A 17,543-nucleotide genomic window follows, 5' to 3' on the forward strand; every position below is an offset into this window, starting at 1 on the left:
AGTAAAACCCCCGACCAGTTTCCTGATCGGGGGTTTTGGTGTAGGTGCTTGACGATGACCTACTCTCACATGGGGAGACCCCACACTACCATCGGCGATGCATCGTTTCACTACTGAGTTCGGGATGGGATCAGGTGGTTCCAATGCTCTATGGTCGTCAAGCGATTCAGCTGAGATGTCGTGCTGCTTGCGCGGCTCGCTACCTCGAATTGGGTATGTGATGTGGTTTGTAGTTGTGCAAATTTTCGGCTGTTGCAGTCTTCATAGAGACACACAAACATCAAATTGTTTGGGTGTTATATGGTCAAGCCTCACGGGCAATTAGTATTGGTTAGCTCAACGCCTCACAGCGCTTACACACCCAACCTATCAACGTCGTAGTCTTCGACGGCCCTTTAGGGAACTCAAGGTTCCAGTGAGATCTCATCTCAAGGCAAGTTTCCCGCTTAGATGCTTTCAGCGGTTATCTTTTCCGAACATAGCTACCCGGCAATGCCACTGGCGTGACAACCGGAACACCAGAGGTTCGTCCACTCCGGTCCTCTCGTACTAGGAGCAGCCCCTTTCAAATCTCAAACGTCCACGGCAGATAGGGACCGAACTGTCTCACGACGTTCTAAACCCAGCTCGCGTACCACTTTAAATGGCGAACAGCCATACCCTTGGGACCGGCTTCAGCCCCAGGATGTGATGAGCCGACATCGAGGTGCCAAACACCGCCGTCGATATGAACTCTTGGGCGGTATCAGCCTGTTATCCCCGGAGTACCTTTTATCCGTTGAGCGATGGCCCTTCCATACAGAACCACCGGATCACTAAGACCTACTTTCGTACCTGCTCGACGTGTCTGTCTCGCAGTCAAGCGCGCTTTTGCCTTTATACTCTACGACCGATTTCCGACCGGTCTGAGCGCACCTTCGTACTCCTCCGTTACTCTTTAGGAGGAGACCGCCCCAGTCAAACTACCCACCATACACTGTCCTCGATCCGGATAACGGACCAGAGTTAGAACCTCAAGGTTGCCAGGGTGGTATTTCAAGGTTGGCTCCACGCGAACTGGCGTCCACGCTTCAAAGCCTCCCACCTATCCTACACAAGCAAACTCAAAGTCCAGTGCAAAGCTATAGTAAAGGTTCACGGGGTCTTTCCGTCTAGCCGCGGATACACTGCATCTTCACAGCGATTTCAATTTCACTGAGTCTCGGGTGGAGACAGCGCCGCCATCGTTACGCCATTCGTGCAGGTCGGAACTTACCCGACAAGGAATTTCGCTACCTTAGGACCGTTATAGTTACGGCCGCCGTTTACCGGGGCTTCGATCAAGAGCTTCGCGTTAGCTAACCCCATCAATTAACCTTCCGGCACCGGGCAGGCGTCACACCCTATACGTCCACTTTCGTGTTTGCAGAGTGCTGTGTTTTTAATAAACAGTCGCAGCGGCCTGGTATCTTCGACCGGCATGGGCTTACGCAGTAAATGCTTCACCCTCACCGGCGCACCTTCTCCCGAAGTTACGGTGCCATTTTGCCTAGTTCCTTCACCCGAGTTCTCTCAAGCGCCTTGGTATTCTCTACCTAACCACCTGTGTCGGTTTGGGGTACGGTTCCTAATTACCTGAAGCTTAGAAGCTTTTCCTGGAAGCATGGCATCAACCACTTCGTCGTCTAAAAGACAACTCGTCATCAGTTCTCGGCCTTGATTTCCCGGATTTACCTAAGAAATCAGCCTACCACCTTAAACACGGACAACCAACGCCGTGCTGGCCTAGCCTTCTCCGTCCCTCCATCGCAGTAATTAGAAGTACGGGAATATTAACCCGTTTCCCATCGATTACGCATTTCTGCCTCACCTTAGGGGCCGACTCACCCTGCGTCGATTAACGTTGCGCAGGAAACCTTGGTCTTTCGGCGTGGGAGTTTTTCACTCCCATTGTCGTTACTCATGTCAGCATTCGCACTTCTGATACCTCCAGCAAGCTTCTCAACTCACCTTCACAGGCTTACAGAACGCTCCTCTACCGCTCATCCTAAGATGAACCCGTAGCTTCGGTGTATGGTTTGAGCCCCGTTACATCTTCCGCGCAGGCCGACTCGACTAGTGAGCTATTACGCTTTCTTTAAAAGATGGCTGCTTCTAAGCCAACTTCCTAGCTGTCTAAGCCTTCCCACATCGTTTCCCACTTAACCATAACTTTGGGACCTTAGCTGACGGTCTGGGTTGTTTCCCTTTTCACGACGGACGTTAGCACCCGCCGTGTGTCTCCCGTGCTGACACTTGTTGGTATTCGGAGTTTGCATCGGTTTGGTAAGTCGGGATGACCCCCTAGCCGAAACAGTGCTCTACCCCCAACAGTGATACACGAGGCGCTACCTAAATAGCTTTCGAGGAGAACCAGCTATCTCCGAGCTTGATTAGCCTTTCACTCCGATCCACAGGTCATCCGCTAACTTTTCAACGGTAGTCGGTTCGGTCCTCCAGTTAGTGTTACCCAACCTTCAACCTGCCCATGGATAGATCGCCCGGTTTCGGGTCTATACCCAGCGACTGTCGCCCTATTAAGACTCGCTTTCGCTACGCCTCCCCTATTCGGTTAAGCTCGCCACTGAATATAAGTCGCTGACCCATTATACAAAAGGTACGCAGTCACCCAACAAAGTGGGCTCCCACTGCTTGTACGCATACGGTTTCAGGATCTATTTCACTCCCCTCTCCGGGGTTCTTTTCGCCTTTCCCTCACGGTACTAGTTCACTATCGGTCAGTCAGTAGTATTTAGCCTTGGAGGATGGTCCCCCCATATTCAGACAAAGTTTCTCGTGCTCCGTCCTACTCGATTTCATTGATAAGAGAATTTCGTGTACGGGGCTATCACCCACTACGGCGGCACTTTCCAGAGCCTTCCACTATTCTCAAATCAACTTAAGGGCTAGTCCCCGTTCGCTCGCCACTACTAAGGGAATCTCGGTTGATTTCTATTCCTCAGGGTACTTAGATGTTTCAGTTCCCCTGGTTCGCCTCACACACCTATGTATTCAGTGTGTGATAACCAGCTTATGCTGGCTGGGTTCCCCCATTCAGAGATCTCCGGATCAAAGTCTGTTTGCCGACTCCCCGGAGCTTATCGCAGGCTACAACGTCTTTCATCGCCTCTGACTGCCAAGGCATCCACCGTATGCGCTTCTTCACTTGACCATATAACCCCAAGCAATCTGGTTATTGTCTCTAACGTGAAGACGACATTCGCCGAAAATTTGCAATTGAGAACTACAAATTTTACCTTGACCAAATTAATTACCAGTGAAAGTAATTAATCAGTCACTTCTATCACATACCCAAATTTTTAAAGAACGATTTTCTTACTGGTCAAAGACCAGAAATCAACATTCATCTGCTGCTAGCAGGAACGTTCATTTCTGAGCTCTTACGATGCTGTATATGGTGGAGCCAAGCGGGATCGAACCGCTGACCTCCTGCGTGCAAGGCAGGCGCTCTCCCAGCTGAGCTATGGCCCCATATTCGTACAAGGCCAAACCCCACAACAATTGGTGGGTCTGGGCAGATTCGAACTGCCGACCTCACCCTTATCAGGGGTGCGCTCTAACCAACTGAGCTACAGACCCAATCGTCTTTTTCAATGAATCAAGCAATTCGTGTGGGAACTTATGAAGAAGCTGAAGTCTTCGATTAAGGAGGTGATCCAGCCGCAGGTTCCCCTACGGCTACCTTGTTACGACTTCACCCCAGTCATGAATCACACCGTGGTAACCGTCCTCCCGAGGGTTAGACTAGCTACTTCTGGTGCAACCCACTCCCATGGTGTGACGGGCGGTGTGTACAAGGCCCGGGAACGTATTCACCGTGACATTCTGATTCACGATTACTAGCGATTCCGACTTCACGCAGTCGAGTTGCAGACTGCGATCCGGACTACGATCGGTTTTATGGGATTAGCTCCACCTCGCGGCTTGGCAACCCTTTGTACCGACCATTGTAGCACGTGTGTAGCCCTGGCCGTAAGGGCCATGATGACTTGACGTCATCCCCACCTTCCTCCGGTTTGTCACCGGCAGTCTCCTTAGAGTTCCCACCATTACGTGCTGGTAACTAAGGACAAGGGTTGCGCTCGTTACGGGACTTAACCCAACATCTCACGACACGAGCTGACGACAGCCATGCAGCACCTGTGTCTGAGTTCCCGAAGGCACCAATCTATCTCTAGAAAGTTCTCAGCATGTCAAGGCCAGGTAAGGTTCTTCGCGTTGCTTCGAATTAAACCACATGCTCCACCGCTTGTGCGGGCCCCCGTCAATTCATTTGAGTTTTAACCTTGCGGCCGTACTCCCCAGGCGGTCAACTTAATGCGTTAGCTGCGCCACTAAGAGTTCAAGACTCCCAACGGCTAGTTGACATCGTTTACGGCGTGGACTACCAGGGTATCTAATCCTGTTTGCTCCCCACGCTTTCGCACCTCAGTGTCAGTATCAGTCCAGGTAGTCGCCTTCGCCACTGGTGTTCCTTCCTATATCTACGCATTTCACCGCTACACAGGAAATTCCACTACCCTCTACCGTACTCTAGCTCAGCAGTTTTGAAAGCAGTTCCCAGGTTGAGCCCGGGGATTTCACTTCCAACTTACTGAACCACCTACGCGCGCTTTACGCCCAGTAATTCCGATTAACGCTTGCACCCTTCGTATTACCGCGGCTGCTGGCACGAAGTTAGCCGGTGCTTATTCTGTCGGTAACGTCAAAGTAGCAACGTATTAAGTTACTACCCTTCCTCCCAACTTAAAGTGCTTTACAATCCGAAGACCTTCTTCACACACGCGGCATGGCTGGATCAGGCTTTCGCCCATTGTCCAATATTCCCCACTGCTGCCTCCCGTAGGAGTCTGGACCGTGTCTCAGTTCCAGTGTGACTGATCATCCTCTCAGACCAGTTACGGATCGTAGCCTTGGTGAGCCATTACCTCACCAACTAGCTAATCCGACCTAGGCTCATCTAATGGCGCGAGGCCCGAAGGTCCCCCGCTTTCTCCCGTAGGACGTATGCGGTATTAGCGTCCGTTTCCGAACGTTATCCCCCACCACTAGGCAGATTCCTAGGCATTACTCACCCGTCCGCCGCTCTCAAGAGAAGCAAGCTTCTCTCTACCGCTCGACTTGCATGTGTTAGGCCTGCCGCCAGCGTTCAATCTGAGCCATGATCAAACTCTTCAGTTCAATACTGCTTGGGTTTTGAGAAAACCCTAAACTTAGCTCAGCAATCGTTGGTTACATCTTTGATTTCTCGCGGAGTAACTTGTGATGCTGATAATCTTGCGACTAGCAGTCTTACCTCACAAGCACCCACACGAATTGCTTGATTCAGTTGTTAAAGAGCGGTGGCTAAGTCTTTCGTCTCAACCGAGGCGCGAATTCTACAGCAGCCTCATCTTACGTCAAGTGATTTCGAAAATTTCTTTTCAATCTCAACCACTTGCGCCTTCGATCAACACCTAGCCTCTCGTCAGCGGAAGGCGAATTCTACAGCGTTTCAAACCACTGTCAACCACCTCTTTTACCGCTTTCGATCATCTCGATCGAACCACCAACAGAATCAAACCACTACCCTGCCAGCCAGGCGCATTCTACGCAGCTTTCGCCGCTTTGCAACCCTTCTTATAAACCAACCTATTGTTTTATAAGACGTTTAAGGAGACGCACACATCTGAAAAGCAGTCCCACATAGAGAGAACACTATAAAGGCGAGGCGATTGCTAGGCCTTTCCATAATGTCCGCCGTAAGCTCACGACCCAGCGACCAATGTGCGTCGCCCGCAGAAACGACAAAGCCGTTGAAGCTGACGCTTCAACGGCTTTGTCGAACTTAACGCGCAACAGCTGAGCAGCAGCCACAGCACTCGAGCCTTAAGTGCTACTCGAGCTTAAGCGTGATACGCGCAAACGACTTCTTGCCAGCCTGACAAACATGCACTGCACCTACCTTATATATAAAGGCGCGATCTACAACCTCGCCATCGACACGCACACCACCAGACGCCAACAAATCACGCGCCATCGCCGCATTCTTAACCAAGCCTGCTTTATTCAGCAACGCAGAAATCGGCATGTCATCAGCGGAAAGCACTTCGATCTCTGGAAGATCCTCAGGCAACTCCCCCTCTTTCATGCGGTTACCTGCCGAGCGATGGGCCGTGAGCGCGGCCTCTTCACCATGGAAACGCGCAACAATTTCTTCTGCCAGTTTGATCTTCACGTCCCGAGGGTTAGCGCCCTGCTCGACATCGCGCTTGAACTGTTCAATCTCCTCCATTGAGCGGAAGCTGAGCAGTTCGAAGTAACGCCACATCAACGCGTCTGGCATGGAGACCAACTTGCTGTACATCACACCCGGCGCTTCTTGAATGCCTATGTAGTTGCCCAGAGACTTGGACATCTTCTTCACGCCATCCAGCCCTTCCAAAAGCGGCATAGTGACAACACACTGGGATGCCTGCCCATAAGAGCGCTGCAGCTCACGCCCCATCAGCAAGTTAAACTTCTGATCAGTGCCGCCCAACTCAACATCTGCCTGCAACGCAACTGAGTCATAACCCTGAACCAGCGGATAGAGGAACTCGTGAATGGCAATAGGCTGCTGGGTCGAATAGCGCTTACTGAAGTCATCACGCTCAAGCATGCGGGCGACGGTGTACTGAGAGGTCAGACGAATGAAGTCGGCCGGCCCCATCTTGTCCATCCACGTGGAATTGAAAGCGACTTCGGTTTTCGCCGGATCGAGAATCTTGAACACCTGGGTCTTGTAGGTCTCCGCATTCTCTAAAACCTGCTCCCGGGTCAACGGTGGGCGCGTCGCACTCTTACCACTCGGATCACCAATCATCCCGGTGAAATCGCCGATCAAGAAGATCACCTGGTGCCCCAGCTCTTGGAACTGTCGCAGCTTATTAATAAGCACGGTGTGCCCAAGGTGAAGATCCGGTGCGGTCGGATCAAAACCCGCCTTGATGCGCAGCGGTTGACCACGCTTAAGCTTCTCAACCAGCTCAGCCTCAACCAAAACCTCTTCTGCGCCGCGCTTGATCAGCGCCAACTGCTCTTCAACCGACTTCATGACAGGACTCACGACCACTCAAAAACAAAAGGGAACCAACCATACAAGATCGCGGACAAATCACAAGTTCTGCCAACCATCCACCAAAGCTAAGATCACCTCGCGACAACCGGGGTTGCCTAGCAAGCGATTTGGTTATATTTTATACAGTTACTGCATATTCATCATTTTTTTATCTATTTCTTTCCATTTTTAAAGTCAAAAGCCGCCTATGACCTCTACAACTAAAGCGCCACCGCTCTACCCCAAAAGCCATATTTTGGCGGCCAGCGGCGTCGCCGCACTACTGAGCCTAACCCTACTGGTATTTCCCACTCGCGAAGTTGAAGCCAAGAAAACCTACCTCAACCTTGAGTTGGACAACGGTTCCGAGTACGCCGAACAACAAGCGGAGCCGACACCTACGACATCGCAGTCGAATCAGTCCCCCTTCGCCAATACCGCTGCTGCCGAGACCTCGACTGCCGACGAGCTGAAAACCACTCAGATCGATACGCCAGAAGAAGCCGACCCACTGCACCACATTATTAACGTGCAAAACGGCGATACCCTGTCCACGGTATTTGCCAAAGTCGGCTTGAGCGCAACGACCCTGCATGAAGTACTCAACAGCAGCAAAGAAGCCAAACAACTGACTCGTTTAAAGGTAGGCCAGCCGCTTGAATTCAATCTGAGCGCTGACGGCCAGCTTGAAAGCCTGCACAGCAAGCTCAGCGACCTGGAAAGCATTGTTCTGGCAAAGAGCGAGAAAGGTTTCACCTTCAAGCGTGAACTGGTTAAACCAGAGATTCAAACCAGCTATAGCCATGGCGTGATCAACAGCTCGCTGTTTCTATCGGCCAAACGTGCCGGCCTGTCGCACAACCTGACCATGGACTTGGCCAACATATTTGGCTACGACATCGACTTCGCCATGGATATTCGTGAAGGTGACGAATTCGAGCTGATCTTCGAAAAGAAAGTGGTCAACGGCAAGCAAGTCGGAACCGGCAACATTCTCTCCGCACGTTTCACCAACCGCGGCAAGACATATACTGCGGTGCGCTATACCAACAAACAGGGTAATAGCAGTTACTACAGCGCCAATGGCGAAAGCATGCGCAAGGCCTTTATCCGTACACCGGTAGACTTCGCCCGTATCAGCTCGCGCTTTTCCAATGGTCGTCGCCATCCAATCCTGAATAAGATTCGCGCCCACAAAGGCGTTGATTATGCAGCTCCCCGCGGCACCCCAATCAAAGCAGCAGGCGACGGCCGTATTTCGTTGGCCGGGCGACATGGCGGCTATGGCAACGCAGTCATCATCCAGCATGGCCAGCGCTACCGTACGCTGTACGCGCACATGCAGGGCTTCGCAAAGGGTGTACGCACCGGTGGCAACGTCAAGCAAGGCCAGATCATTGGCTATATCGGCACCACAGGCCTGTCCACAGGGCCACACCTGCACTATGAATTCCAAGTTAATGGCGTGCACGTTGACCCGCTGAGCCAAAAGCTGCCAATGGCCGACCCTATCGCCAACAGCGAGAAAGCCCGGTTTATGCAGCTGAGCAAACCGCTGATGGCGCAAATGGACAAAGAGAAGTCCACAATGCTCGCTCTGAATAATCAGCGCTGAACCATGCCCCTCTACCTTGGCGTGATGTCCGGCACCAGCCTGGATGGACTGGACATTGCGCTAATCGAGCAAGAACGTGACACCCGCCTAATAGGCACGCTTTACCTGCCCATGCCAGACGAACTGCGTGGCACCCTACTGAGCCTGTGCGCTTCCGGCCACGATGAACTGGCCCGCGCAGCCATTGCCGAGCAGCAGTGGGTACAGCTCGCGGCTCAAGGCATCAATGCACTACTGAAGCAACATGGCATAGCAGCAGACGAAGTCCGCGCTATTGGCAGTCATGGCCAAACCGTGCGCCACGAGCCCACGCGCGGCTTTAGCATCCAGATTGGCAACCCTGCCTTGCTCGTCGAACTGACCGGCATCAGCGTCGTCAGTGACTTCCGCCGTAGGGATGTTGCCGCCGGAGGCCAAGGCGCGCCTCTGGTCCCAGCGTTCCACGACGCACTGTTCGCGCACGCAAACAGCACCCGTGCCATTCTCAATATTGGCGGTTTCAGCAACCTCAGCCTGCTGGAGCAGGAGCGCCCCGTACACGGCTTTGACTGCGGGCCAGGCAATGTACTGCTTGATGCCTGGATCAAACGCCATCAAGGCCTGACATACGACCAAGATGGTCAATGGGCCGCCAGCGGATCGGTGCAAATGCCGCTCCTGCAGGTTTTGCTGAGCGACGCCTACTTCCAAACCCAAGGGCCGAAAAGCACAGGCCGCGAGCTGTTCAACCTTGCCTGGCTGGACCAACATCTGCAGAAGCAGCCCGCGCTAGCAGCAGCTGACGTGCAAGCTACCCTGCTGGAATTGACCGCCATCAGCATTACCGACGCACTCAAGGGCGCCCAGAAAAACACTGAGATGCTGCTGGTCTGCGGCGGCGGTGCACACAACCGCACGCTGATGCGTCGACTTGCGCAGCTGCTGCCCAACAGCCAAGTGAGCAGCACCGATGAGCATGGCGTACCCGCTGACTGGGTAGAAGCTATGGCGTTTGCCTGGCTGGCGCACTGTTGCCTGGAGGGCATACCTGCTAACCGGCCGAGCGTCACAGGCGCACAAGGGCTGCGCGTGCTCGGGGCGATCTATCCAGCCTGATAACCGCGCCAGCATCTGCTACGCGCAGAAACGAAAACGCCGTACACAAAGCACGGCGTTGACTTGAACAGCCTAGAACCTAGATCGAAAACGAAGAACCGCAGCCGCAAGTAGTAGTGGCGTTCGGATTGTTGATCACAAACCGCGAGCCTTCCAGGCCCTCCTGATAGTCGACCTCGGCACCAGCCAAGTACTGGAAACTCATCGAGTCGACCACAAGACTCACGCCTTCGCGCTCAACGATGGTGTCATCATCAGCGACGTCTTCATCGAAGGTGAAACCATACTGGAAGCCAGAACAACCGCCACCGGTTACAAACACACGCAACTTCAGGCGTGGGTTGCCTTCTTCATCGACCAGGTTCTTCACCTTATTCGCCGCGCCCTGCGTAAATTGCATAGCACTAGGGGTGAAGGTTTCGACGCTCATGCTGATTAACTCCCGGCGCTAAGCGCCAAACTGCAGTTTGATGGGCATTATCCGCTTACCCTACAAATGCGGTCAACTATTGCGCTTCATCCAGAGACGCTGGCAACTCCAATGGTCTCGCGTCGTCCTGCAACCGACAAAGACGCCCATCGATTTGCGCCCCCATGGCCATTTCCATTAAGGCGTAGTACAGATTGCCGCGCACCCGAGCGCGCACGCCAAGTTCAAGGCGACCACTGGCGTGTACATCACCCTCGACTTCACCATCAATCACTATATGGGGTGCACGTATCTCGCCTTCAACCCGGCCCTGCACGCTGACACGCACCATACCTTCGCTGGCAACCAGGTTACCGATAACCTTTCCATCAACCTGAACAGCCCCTTGAAAGCGCAAATCGCCATGCAACTCAGCCCCGACCGCAATCAGGCTGGTCTTGCCCGCGAAACGCTGCACATCAGCGCGCGCTTTGTCTTTACTCCACATACAGAACCATCACTCCTCTTTGTTCCATTCAAATGTGCGCAACAAGGGCTTCTCGCCCTGTACCTCAGCGCGCACTTTAATCTCGCGCGGGACAAACCCCTCAGGCAGCTTCAGCTCAGCGAATTGGCCGGCCTCAGGGATTGCCTGAAAGTGCTTAAAGGAAAAGGCAAACGCTTGCTCAGGCAACGCATCCGGCAAGCCAGTCGTCAGCGCGGCTAACTCGAGCGTTACGGCCTGTCCACCTTGCTGACCGACGATTGAGACCTGCAACTGGCCTTCCAGCGGCGCCTCACCTTTACCCACGCGGCTAAGGAGTATCTTGTAGCGGAAATACTCAGGCCTGTCCGTGGCCTGCAACTCAAAGGTCTTAATGCGTAGACCTTCGCGACGACTGGCCGGGGCCAGAACGCCTTTGTAGGACGCCAGATCCTGTTGCTGCTTGTAGATCTGTTCTTCCAAGAGCTTGATCGTCAAACGACTCTGCTCGTTGGCCTGCTGACTGAGCATTTCCGTGCTGCTCAGTACCGCCACACGCTGGCGTAGCTCTTCGACCTCACGGGCTAACGACTCATCCGGAGCCTGTTTGGCCGACTGCACGGCACCAGCTATGGACTGCTGCCACAAACTGCCAGCATAAAAAGCCAGCGCAATACACAGCAGCACCAGCACACTCAGCAGGCACTGCCGTCGAGTACGTCCAGGATCGCTTGGCCGAACCTCCCACCCTGCCATCAGGGCAGCAGGGCGGCGTGGGACAGGCCCAGGCGCTCATCAAGACCGAAGATAATATTCATGTTCTGCACCGCCTGGCCCGACGCGCCCTTGACCAGGTTATCAATGACCGACAGCACCACCACCAGATCACCATCCTGCGGGCGGTGCACGGCGATACGGCAGACGTTGGCGCCCCGCACGCTGCGGGTTTCCGGGTGGCTGCCGGCGGGCATCACATCCACAAAGGGCTCGTTTGCATAGCGCTTCTCGAACAGCGCTTGGAGGTCAACGGAACGGTCAACCACGGTGGCATAAAGCGTGGCGTGAATGCCGCGAATCATCGGCGTCAGGTGTGGCACGAAGGTCAAACCGACCGCCTGACCCGCCGCTCGTTGAAGGCCCTGACGAATTTCCGGCAAGTGCCGATGCCCCTTGACCCCATAGGCCTTCATGCTTTCGCCCGCCTCGCTAAACAGCGAGCCGACACTGGCACCGCGCCCGGCACCACTCACCCCAGACTTACAGTCGGCGATAATTTGCGAGGTATCGGCCAGGCCGGCCTCAAGCAACGGGATCAGCGCCAGCTGTGCAGCCGTGGGGTAGCAGCCCGGCACCGCGATTAAGCGCGCCTGTTTGATTGCCTCACGATTGACCTCAGGCAAGCCGTAGACTGCCTCTGGGAGCAGGTCTGGTGCGCCGTGTGGCTGGCCGTACCATTTCGCCCATTCATCGGCGTCCTGCAAGCGGAAGTCAGCCGACAGGTCGATCACCTTGGTTCCCGCCGCCAGCAGCTCGCCCGCCAGCGCATGAGCGACACCGTGCGGCGTGGCGAAAAACACCACATCGCAAGCCCCCAACGTGGCGGCATCCGGCACGCTAAACGCCAGGCTGTCGTAATGACCGCGCAGGTTCGGGTACATCTCGTCGACACGCATGCCGGCCTCGGAGCGCGAGGTAATCACCTCGACCTGTGCTTGCGGGTGCTGCGCCAACAAACGCAACAATTCGACTCCGGTATAACCCGTGCCGCCGACGATTCCGACCTTGATCATCATTTGCCCCTTTGCCTTACCAGCAGTGGAAAGCTGCCGATGATACGGGCGCTTCGGCCGGGGGCCAACCGCCAGTGATGACGCAGGCGCTCATGACCACTACTATCGAGGCACTTTTCAGCACGAGTTCAAACAATGCTCTATCTATGGCTCAAGGCCCTGCACATCATTGCCATGGTCTGTTGGTTCGCCGGCTTGTTCTACCTACCACGCCTATTCGTTTACCACGCCATGAGCACCGACGAGGTCAGCCGCGAGCGCTTTTGCATCATGGAGCGCAAGCTCTACCGCGGGATTATGTGGCCATCGCTGATCCTCACCGTCGGCCTCGGCCTGTGGCTGATCAGCCTTAATCCCAGCTACTACTTCAGCCAGGGCTGGATGCACGCCAAGCTGAGCCTGGTTGCCCTACTGGTGGTTTACCAATTTATGTGCGGCGCCCAACTCAAGGCGTTTGCTCGCAATGAAAACCAGCGCGGCCATGTGTTCTACCGCTGGTTCAATGAAGCACCCGTGCTGGCCTTACTGGGCATCGTCATTCTGGTTGTGGTTCGCCCTTTCTAATCACTGCAACAAGAGGATTTCTGCATGTCGCTTCCGGCCCTGCTCGAACAACGCCTGCGCCTTCCCGTCGTCGCAGCGCCGATGTTTCTGGTCTCTAATCCGCAACTGGTTCTGGCCTGTTGCAACAACGGTATTGTCGGCAGCTTTCCGGCGCTGAACCAGCGCGAGAGCAGCGGTTTCAAAGACTGGCTAGAGGAAATCGAAGCAGGTCTGGACGTTAAAGCGGCACCCTATGCGGTCAACTTGATCGTGCATGGCAGTAACCCACGCCTACAGGCAGACTTGGCGATCTGTGTCGAGCAGCGCGTACCCATCGTGATCACCAGCCTCGGCGCGGTAAAAGAAGTGGTGGATGCGGTGCACAGCTACGGCGGCCTGGTGTTCCATGACGTGACCACACGCCGGCATGCCGAGAAAGCCGCCGAAGCCGGCGTCGATGGTTTGATCGCGGTGGCCGCCGGCGCCGGTGGGCATGCCGGGACCTGGAGCCCGTTCGCACTGATCGCCGAAATTCGCCAGTTCTTCGACAAAACTCTGCTGCTGGCCGGCTGCCTTAATCAGGGCCACGAAGTGCTGGCGGCCCAATTGCTTGGCGCCGACCTCGCCTACCTCGGCACACGCTTGATCGCCACCCAGGAAAACGCCGCCTCCGACGCCTATAAGCAGATGATCCTCGACGCCAAAGCCGCCGACATCATTCACACCCCGGCCGTTTCCGGAGTACCCGCGAGCTTTATGCGCCAAAGCCTGGAACTGGCCGGCTACGATCTCAAGCAGCTGCAGAGCAAAGGCGAAATCAACTATGGCGAGAAGCTCAAGCCCATGGATGAAGAAGCCAAGGCTTGGAAAACCGTGTGGTCGGCCGGCCAGGGCGTTGGCAACATCAGCGATCTGCCCAGTGTCGAGCAATTGATCAGCCGCCTCGACCGCGAATACCGCGAGGCACTCAAGCACAGCCTGCAACTGCAACAGCGCTGGCCACGATAACGCTCTTAAGTCAGCCAACTGACCCTCAAGGCGCGCGCGAATCCGCACAAGTAACCTACGCCGCCATGCGAGGCCCAGCATGGCGACATGGGGCGTAAACAAACACACATTTACGTGCAAAGTGGCTTGTTCACTGGCCTGCGCGGCAGATAGTCTGACACGCGAATCCACTCAGGCACCGACAAGGACGCCGACATGACCCAAGCCCGCTTCAAGATTGTGTTCAACGGCGAGTTGATGCCTGACATAAGCATGGAAACCGCCAAGGAGAATCTCGCACGGTTGTTCAAGAGCGACCACACCCGAATCAACTCGCTGTTTAAAGGCGGCACAGTCGAGATCAAACGTGATCTCAGCGAAAACGAGGCCGACCAGTACCTCAAAGCCCTGCAGGGTGCCGGGGCAAAGGTACGCAAAGAGCCGGACTTGGCTGCCAGCCTGAGCCTAGTGGACACCGACGACCACCGCGGGCAAGGCAGTGAACCTGCCAGCGACGCCCAGATGATTTGTCCCAAATGCGCTCATCCACAAGCCAAAGGCATCGAGTGCTCAGCCTGCGGCATCGTTATCGAGAAATTCATGGCTCGCCAGGCCCAGCTCGCGGAAAACACACCGCAAGTGACCAGCACAGTCGCCACTCCTTACGCCACACCCAAGGCAGCACTGGGCGAAACGCTGCCAGCGTTCGGCGAGCTGAATACCTTTACCACCGACGGGCGAATCGGCCGCTTACGTTACCTAGCATGGACGATGGTGCTGATGCTGGCGTGCCTGCCGTTGTTCGGTATCGCGGCCGGGTTCTTTGCTGTCTCGGAGATCCTCGGCGGTCTCTTGATGGTCGTGGTGGGGATCGCGGTAGCGGTAGTCGGTATCATGTTCGGCGTGCAGCGCCTGCATGACATCGGCTGGACTGGCTGGCTGCTGCTGGTCACCCTGGTGCCCGTGATCGGCGGAGTGTTTTCTCTGCTGATGTTTGTTATTCCCGGCAGCACCGAAGCCAACCGCTTCGGCCCACCGCCACCGCCGAACAGCACCGCCGTTAAAGTGTTGGCCGGCTTGTGGCTGGCTGCGATAGCGCTGGGTATTATTCTGGCGATTGCGCTGCCTTCGCTGGCTTTTTTGACCGGCGCCAACCTTTAACCCATCACCACCTTAGCCAGTGCATGGAGCCGCAAGGCTCCTTCACGGAGAACCTATGAGCCGTTACGCGCTTATCACTGGAGCCTCCAGTGGCATTGGCCTGGCACTTGCCGAAGCCCTGGCCCGGAGAGGGCGTAATCTGATTCTGGTAGCACGCCAGCGTGATGCCCTGGAAAGTATCGCCAGCGAGCTGACCCAGCGTTTCTCAGTGGAGGTGCTGTTTCGTACCTGCGATTTGAGCAAACCACTGCGCGTCAGCGGCTTGTTGCATGAACTGGAAGAAAACCAACTGCATATCGACCTGCTGGTGAATAACGCCGGCATTGGCACCTGTGGCGTCTATGTCGCCCAGGACTGGGCGCGCGAGCAGGCGTTGATCGAGCTGAACGTCCTCGCCCTCGCCCGCCTCTGTCACGCCATTGGCACCGTCATGGCCGGCCAAGGCAGCGGGCAAATTCTCAACGTGGCTTCGGTGGCCGGCTTTCAACCGGGCCCGGGCATGAGCAACTACTACGCAAGCAAAGCCTATGTGCTGCACTTCTCTGAAGGCCTGCGCGAGGAACTCAAGCCCTACGGCGTCAAGGTTTCCGTGCTGTGTCCGGGCCCGACCCGCAGCGCGTTTTTCCGCAACGCGAGCGTGGATGCCACAGCCTTACAGAGCGGCACGTTGATGATGAGCGCCGAAGAAGTCGCACTCATCACCGTCAGGGCGCTGGATAAAAATCGCGCGATCATCATCCCTGGCTGGCGCAACCGCTTGCTCGCCCTCAGCTCACGCCTGGGGCCACGCTGGCTGGTTAGGCGGATCAGTGCACGCTTGAATCGTCAGTTCGGCAAACCGCTCTAATCTCCTACCCCGCACTCACCGTGCGCCCATCCGCCCAGGCGCGAAGGGCTGCAAGATCCTCGGCCATGACCACTGAAAGCGGCGCGGTGGTCTGAATGCTTTGCAGCAACACCGCTTGGGCAACCGGCTGCTGCTGCGCTTGCGCGGCATACAGGGCACTCACTACTGCCTGTTCAATCTCTGCACCGGAAAACCCTTCAGAAATCGCCGCCAGCTCAGCCAAATCAAAGCTCGCCGGATCCAACTCGCGGCGCAGCAGATGAATACGGAAGATTTCGCCACGCACGGGCGCATCCGGCAGGTCGACAAAGAACAGCTCATCAAACCGCCCCTTGCGCAGCAACTCTGGCGGCAATCGCGAGATAACGTTGGCGGTGGCCACCATAAATACCGGCGCCTTGCGCTCGGCCATCCAGGTCAGGAGAGTACCAAGCACACGCTGGCTGACGCCGCCATCGTGGTCACCGCTGGCCAAACCCTTTTCAATCTCGTCGATCCACAGCACACACGGCGACATCTGTTCGGCCAGCTTCAAGGCTTCGCGCAGGTTACGTTCGGTCTCACCGAAGAACTTGTTGTATAGGCAGGCAAAGTCCAGGCGCAACAAAGGCAAGCCCCAGAGACCGGCGATCGCCTTGGCGGCCAGGCTTTTGCCGCCGCCCTGCACACCGACCAGCAGCACGCCCTTCGGCAGATCAACGCCTTTACCCTCAAGGAAGATGCTCTGCCGCTCACCCAGCCAGCGTTTGAGGTTGCCAAGCCCGCCCACCTCGGCGAAACGTGCCGTGTCGTACTCGAAACTCAACACACCATCGAGGTCAAGCAACTGGAACTTGGTCTTATTCAGCTCCGGCAAATCTTCCTGGGTAATCGCACCGTCATCACAGATCACATTACGCGCCAGCGCACGGGCCTCGGCATGGCTGAGGCCACGCAGGTTCTTCACCACCTGCTGCAAGGTGCGGTTATCGGTGCGCACGCGGGCATTGCGATTGCGGGCGCTCCAGCCAGTGGCTTCGTCGCGCACGATGGCCAGTAACTCTTCTTCAGACGGCAGCGACAGGCTGAAGCGCGAGGCGTAACGCTGCACCTCCGGCGGCAACCGGCAAGCGTGGGACACCAGCACCAGCGTCGGCTTGCTGGGCAGCTCGCTCATGGCGATTTCCTTGAGCAGTCGCACCAGCTTGGGGTTGTCGTCGAGAAACGGATGCAGGTCACACATCACATACAGCGTCGGTTGCGGATCCGCCTTGATCAGGCGCAGCGCAGCTTCCGGCTCCGTGGTGGCGCTGTCGACGGGCTCTTGAACAGAAAAACCCAGGCGCTGCAGCCCCTCGGTCACCGACCACACCTGCAAACCGAGGCCGCGGCGAACCGCCAGACTGGTCAGGGTTTCCAGAACCCGTACCTCGTCCCAGGACTCAATCAGCACCAGCTTGGTTTTGGAATCCAGCACCAGCCCCAGGTCGTGAATATCGTTTTTCACCCGCACTCC

12 protein-coding genes, 2 tRNA genes and 3 rRNA genes are annotated in these 17,543 nt (G+C 55.9%); 6 read left to right on the forward strand and 11 right to left on the reverse strand.

From position 1 onward, the window contains the following. Positions 1-46: 46 nt before the first annotated feature. The 6 genes from rrf to tyrS all read right to left on the reverse strand — a co-directional run bounded on the left by rrf (position 47) and on the right by tyrS (position 7,114). A 5S ribosomal RNA gene (gene rrf / locus N1078_RS15270) occupies positions 47-162 on the reverse strand. Between the two features lie 138 nt (positions 163-300). Beyond that, positions 301-3,190: ribosomal RNA gene (locus N1078_RS15275) — 23S ribosomal RNA — on the reverse strand. Between the two features lie 244 nt (positions 3,191-3,434). Continuing rightward, a tRNA-Ala gene (locus N1078_RS15280) sits at positions 3,435-3,510 on the reverse strand. Positions 3,511-3,541: 31 nt separating this feature from the next. Further along, positions 3,542-3,618, reverse strand: a tRNA-Ile gene (locus tag N1078_RS15285). A gap of 65 nt (positions 3,619-3,683) precedes the next feature. Next, a 16S ribosomal RNA gene (locus N1078_RS15290) occupies positions 3,684-5,220 on the reverse strand. The 16S, 23S and 5S rRNA genes sit together here with 2 tRNA genes alongside, the layout of an rRNA operon. Positions 5,221-5,914: 694 nt before the next feature. Next, positions 5,915-7,114, reverse strand: a complete 1,200-nt coding sequence (tyrS, locus tag N1078_RS15295) for a tyrosine--tRNA ligase (protein WP_274089019.1) — start codon at positions 7,112-7,114, stop codon at positions 5,915-5,917. Positions 7,115-7,325: 211 nt separating this feature from the next. On the opposite strand from tyrS, the gene N1078_RS15300 reads away from it, so the two are divergent. Both N1078_RS15300 and N1078_RS15305 read left to right on the forward strand, forming a co-directional pair. Then, positions 7,326-8,732, forward strand: coding sequence for a peptidoglycan DD-metalloendopeptidase family protein (locus N1078_RS15300; RefSeq protein ID WP_274089020.1), 1,407 nt, complete (start codon positions 7,326-7,328; stop codon positions 8,730-8,732). A gap of 3 nt (positions 8,733-8,735) precedes the next feature. Continuing rightward, positions 8,736-9,827, forward strand: a complete 1,092-nt coding sequence (locus tag N1078_RS15305; RefSeq protein WP_274089021.1) for an anhydro-N-acetylmuramic acid kinase — start codon at positions 8,736-8,738, stop codon at positions 9,825-9,827. A 79-nt stretch (positions 9,828-9,906) separates the two neighbouring features. Here N1078_RS15305 and erpA read toward each other — a convergent pair whose 3' ends face one another. The 4 genes from erpA to argC form a co-directional block, all read right to left on the reverse strand. Next, positions 9,907-10,257, reverse strand: a complete 351-nt coding sequence (gene erpA, locus N1078_RS15310; protein ID WP_274089022.1) for an iron-sulfur cluster insertion protein ErpA — start codon at positions 10,255-10,257, stop codon at positions 9,907-9,909. Positions 10,258-10,333: 76 nt separating this feature from the next. Beyond that, the gene (locus N1078_RS15315) at positions 10,334-10,744 is read right to left on the reverse strand and encodes a bactofilin family protein (RefSeq protein WP_274089023.1); all 411 of its coding nucleotides are present in this window, start codon (positions 10,742-10,744) and stop codon (positions 10,334-10,336) included. A 9-nt stretch (positions 10,745-10,753) separates the two neighbouring features. Next, positions 10,754-11,407 carry a DUF6776 family protein gene (locus tag N1078_RS15320; RefSeq protein ID WP_274089024.1) on the reverse strand — a complete coding sequence of 218 codons (654 nt, stop codon included), beginning with the start codon at positions 11,405-11,407 and terminating at the stop codon, positions 10,754-10,756. A gap of 68 nt (positions 11,408-11,475) precedes the next feature. Next, the gene (argC, locus tag N1078_RS15325) at positions 11,476-12,510 is read right to left on the reverse strand and encodes an N-acetyl-gamma-glutamyl-phosphate reductase (protein ID WP_274089025.1); all 1,035 of its coding nucleotides are present in this window, start codon (positions 12,508-12,510) and stop codon (positions 11,476-11,478) included. Positions 12,511-12,645: 135 nt separating this feature from the next. Between argC and hemJ the strand changes: the two genes are divergently transcribed. From hemJ to N1078_RS15345, 4 genes are all read left to right on the forward strand, one after another. Next, positions 12,646-13,074, forward strand: a complete 429-nt coding sequence (gene hemJ, locus N1078_RS15330) for a protoporphyrinogen oxidase HemJ (protein WP_274089026.1) — start codon at positions 12,646-12,648, stop codon at positions 13,072-13,074. 24 nt (positions 13,075-13,098) lie between these two features. After that, positions 13,099-14,061: an NAD(P)H-dependent flavin oxidoreductase gene (locus N1078_RS15335; RefSeq protein ID WP_274089027.1), complete on the forward strand. Its 963-nt coding sequence runs from the start codon at positions 13,099-13,101 to the stop codon at positions 14,059-14,061. Between the two features lie 195 nt (positions 14,062-14,256). Next, entirely contained in the window at positions 14,257-15,201 is a 945-nt protein-coding gene (locus N1078_RS15340) for a DUF805 domain-containing protein (protein ID WP_274089028.1), read from the forward strand. 55 nt (positions 15,202-15,256) lie between these two features. Then, the gene (locus N1078_RS15345; RefSeq protein ID WP_274089029.1) at positions 15,257-16,048 is read left to right on the forward strand and encodes an SDR family NAD(P)-dependent oxidoreductase; all 792 of its coding nucleotides are present in this window, start codon (positions 15,257-15,259) and stop codon (positions 16,046-16,048) included. 4 nt (positions 16,049-16,052) lie between these two features. Here the strand turns inward: N1078_RS15345 and N1078_RS15350 are convergent, their stop codons facing one another. Further along, positions 16,053-17,534, reverse strand: coding sequence for an AAA family ATPase (locus N1078_RS15350; RefSeq protein ID WP_274089030.1), 1,482 nt, complete (start codon positions 17,532-17,534; stop codon positions 16,053-16,055). Positions 17,535-17,543: the final 9 nt, after the last annotated feature.

Source organism: Pseudomonas sp. MIL19 (assembly GCF_028680365.1).
Lineage (GTDB): Bacteria > Pseudomonadota > Gammaproteobacteria > Pseudomonadales > Pseudomonadaceae > Aquipseudomonas > Aquipseudomonas spirodelae.

What these genes read in the sequence shown, in the direction of transcription:
- N1078_RS15335 (WP_274089027.1), top strand. Translation starts at nt 13,099, where the DNA reads ATGTCGCTTCCGGCCCTGCTCGAACAACGCCTGCGCCTTCCCGTCGTC.
- argC (WP_274089025.1), bottom strand. Translation starts at nt 12,510, where the DNA reads ATGATCAAGGTCGGAATCGTCGGCGGCACGGGTTATACCGGAGTCGAA.
- hemJ (WP_274089026.1), top strand. Translation starts at nt 12,646, where the DNA reads ATGCTCTATCTATGGCTCAAGGCCCTGCACATCATTGCCATGGTCTGT.
- tyrS (WP_274089019.1), bottom strand. Translation starts at nt 7,114, where the DNA reads ATGAAGTCGGTTGAAGAGCAGTTGGCGCTGATCAAGCGCGGCGCAGAA.
- N1078_RS15340 (WP_274089028.1), top strand. Translation starts at nt 14,257, where the DNA reads ATGACCCAAGCCCGCTTCAAGATTGTGTTCAACGGCGAGTTGATGCCT.
- N1078_RS15315 (WP_274089023.1), bottom strand. Translation starts at nt 10,744, where the DNA reads ATGTGGAGTAAAGACAAAGCGCGCGCTGATGTGCAGCGTTTCGCGGGC.
- N1078_RS15345 (WP_274089029.1), top strand. Translation starts at nt 15,257, where the DNA reads ATGAGCCGTTACGCGCTTATCACTGGAGCCTCCAGTGGCATTGGCCTG.
- N1078_RS15305 (WP_274089021.1), top strand. Translation starts at nt 8,736, where the DNA reads ATGCCCCTCTACCTTGGCGTGATGTCCGGCACCAGCCTGGATGGACTG.
- N1078_RS15300 (WP_274089020.1), top strand. Translation starts at nt 7,326, where the DNA reads ATGACCTCTACAACTAAAGCGCCACCGCTCTACCCCAAAAGCCATATT.
- erpA (WP_274089022.1), bottom strand. Translation starts at nt 10,257, where the DNA reads ATGAGCGTCGAAACCTTCACCCCTAGTGCTATGCAATTTACGCAGGGC.